At 70.5% G+C, this 2,483-nt stretch carries 2 protein-coding genes; both read left to right on the top strand.

Annotated elements, in window-relative coordinates; genetic code table 11:
* Nucleotides 1-348 precede the first annotated feature (348 nt).
* Nucleotides 349-948 (top strand): DUF2617 family protein, encoded by a 600-nt coding sequence (locus tag H5J26_RS30255; RefSeq protein WP_181769149.1) that lies wholly within the window; start codon nt 349-351, stop codon nt 946-948.
* Nucleotides 949-1,073: 125 nt separating this feature from the next.
* The coding region (locus H5J26_RS30250) for a polyamine aminopropyltransferase (protein ID WP_181769148.1) at nt 1,074-2,483 on the top strand (1,410 nt) is incomplete at its 3' end.

Below are 2,483 nucleotides of genomic sequence, written 5' to 3'. Positions count from 1 at the left end.
GATTTGCCGGAAATGCTCCTGCGTAGCAGCATGAAGTTGCGATGGGAGGTGGTGGCGGTGGCGGCTGCGGTGGTGGCGGCGGCGGTTCCTGACCGCCCGCGCTTCGCGGCGCACGGTTCCGTCCCCCCGTCGAGTGTCCGGCAGTTGAACATCTGAACTGCCTGGCCCCCGGGGGGATGGAAACCCGGCGAAGATGGGCGAAACGGCTGTCGCGCGGCACATTTCGTGATTCGGTGGTTCTGTATCCCCGGATTTCGGCGCGGGTACGAGCCGAGGACGCAGACCCTGACATCACGCGAGGGGCGTGCCCCGGCCCTCCCCTCGACTGCGTGCTTGCGGAGCCGACCCATGCTCACCTCTCTCGTCACTCCTTACACGGACACCCGCGCGGGCGACCTCGCCTGGGCCCTTGGCCGCGAACCTCTCCCCGCGCTCGCCTCTCGCGAGCTCGAACTCGGAGGCGCCACGGTGCAGTTACGACTGCTCGGCGCCTCCCATCAGGTTCTGCTGGAGGAGGCGGGCAGGAGCTGCTCCGAGACCGTGGCCTGCATGCCCGGCAGCAGCACGCCCCTGCCGCTGGGTGTCTCCAAGCGCATCGGTGAGTGGGAGTACGAGTTCGCGGCGCGCGTCGAGACGCTCTCGCCGGGCTCATTCGCCGGACGGGCCCAGGAGTTGCTGGCGTTGGTCTCCGACCATCCCAACGGTCTCGCCGGCTCGTTCCCGGGCGCCCCGCACGCCTTCACCGCCCTGCTCGCGCAGCGGCACGCGGGCCAAGTGCACTGGCGCACCTGGCATTCGTACCCGCAGGAAGGCCGGCTCGTCTCGACCCGTACGCGTGTCGGCGCACGGTCGCTCGAGGCGGCCCCGCCCGTGGTCGCGGCGAGCCCTTCCGCGCGGACGGTGATCCCGGCTGTCCCGCGCGGGCCTCAACGCTCCGCGATGGCTTGAGAGTTGCCGATGTCCGAGGGCCCCGGCCCGGCTGCCGCCCGCCTTCCTGTCGCTGCGGTGGCCGGTCGTCCCGGTGCGGCTGCTGGTGCCGATGAGCGCATTTTCCATCACGTAGCGTTCGCGGCATGATCGACAGCCCCTCCGCCCCCTCCGACGAGGCGAGGCTTCCCGTGCCCGCCGGGATCGGGCGCGGGCTCGTGCTCACCTCCGTGTTCGTGTGTGCCGCGTGCGGGCTCGTCTACGAACTCGAACTCGTCGCACTCGCCTCCTACTTGGTGGGCGACTCCGTCACGCAGGCGTCCGTCGTGCTGTCCTTGATGGTCTTCGCCATGGGGATCGGCTCCTTGCTGGCAAAGCGGCTGCGCTGTCGCGCTGCGACCGGATTCGCCTCCGTGGAGGCGCTGCTGGCCGTCGTCGGGGGCGGCTCGGCGATGGCGCTGTACGCCAGCTTCGCCTGGTTCGGCGGCGCACGGATCGCGCTCGTCGGCTTCTCCCTCGCGATCGGCGTGCTCATCGGTGCCGAGATGCCGCTGCTGATGACCCTCATCCAGCGCATCCGCCAGCAGGACGCGGGCGGCGCACTGGCCGACCTCTTCGCCGCCGACTACGTGGGCGCGCTGGTGGGCGGGCTGACCTTTCCGTTCCTACTGCTGCCGTTCTTCGGCCAGTTGACGGGAGCCCTGCTCACGGGAGTGGTGAACGCGCTGGCCGGCGGGGTGGTGGTGCTGTGGCTCTTCCGCCACGATGTGAGCGCCCGCATGCGCTGGGGGCTTCTCGCCGTGAACGGTTCGGTGGTGCTCCTGCTGATCGTCGGCACCGCCTTCGTCGATTCCTTCGAACGTGCCGCACGCCAGGCGGTGTACGGGGAGAACGTGCGCGTCGCCGTCCGTACGGGGGCCCAAGAGGCCGTGCTGACAGGCGATTCGGATCCGGCAGCGTACGAACGGGGCGCGGAGCCCCTGCAGTTCTTCCTCGACGGCCGGCTCCGGGTCGATTCGGCAGACGGGTACCGCTACCACTCCTCCCTGGTGCGCCCGGCGTTGACGAGTGGTCCGAGGAAGCGCGTCCTGATCCTCGGAGGAGCTGACGGGCTGGCGCTGCGTGAGGTGCTGGCGCAGCCGGGTGTGCGTGCGGTGACCGTCGTCGAAGTCGATGCGGGAGTGGTCACGTTGGCCCGCCGGGACCCCGGCCTGTCTCGGCTCAACGAAGACGCCTACGACGATCCCAGGGTGCGGCTGAAGACCGGCGACGACGCCTTCGACCGGCTGCGGGAGAGAACCGGCACGTTCGACGTCATCGTCTCCGACCTGCCCGACCCGGCGGTCTCGACGAACGCGAAGCTGTACTCGCAGGAGTTCTACGGGCTGGTGAGCAGGGCGCTGTCACCGCAAGGCCGCCTCGTCGTCCACGCGGGCGCGGCCGGGGCGAGCTCCCGTGCCTACTGGACGGTGGAGTCGACGATCCGCTCCGTCGGTCTGCGCACCTCGCCGTACGTGGTCGAGCGCCACCGGCGGGCGGCGGCGGAAGCGCAGCCC

Source organism: Streptomyces albidus (ex Kaewkla and Franco 2022) (assembly GCF_013870515.1).
Classification (GTDB): domain Bacteria; phylum Actinomycetota; class Actinomycetes; order Streptomycetales; family Streptomycetaceae; genus Streptomyces; species Streptomyces albidus.
The sequence above is the reverse complement of the archived record's forward strand: the minus strand, read 5'-3'. Positions and strand labels throughout refer to the sequence as shown.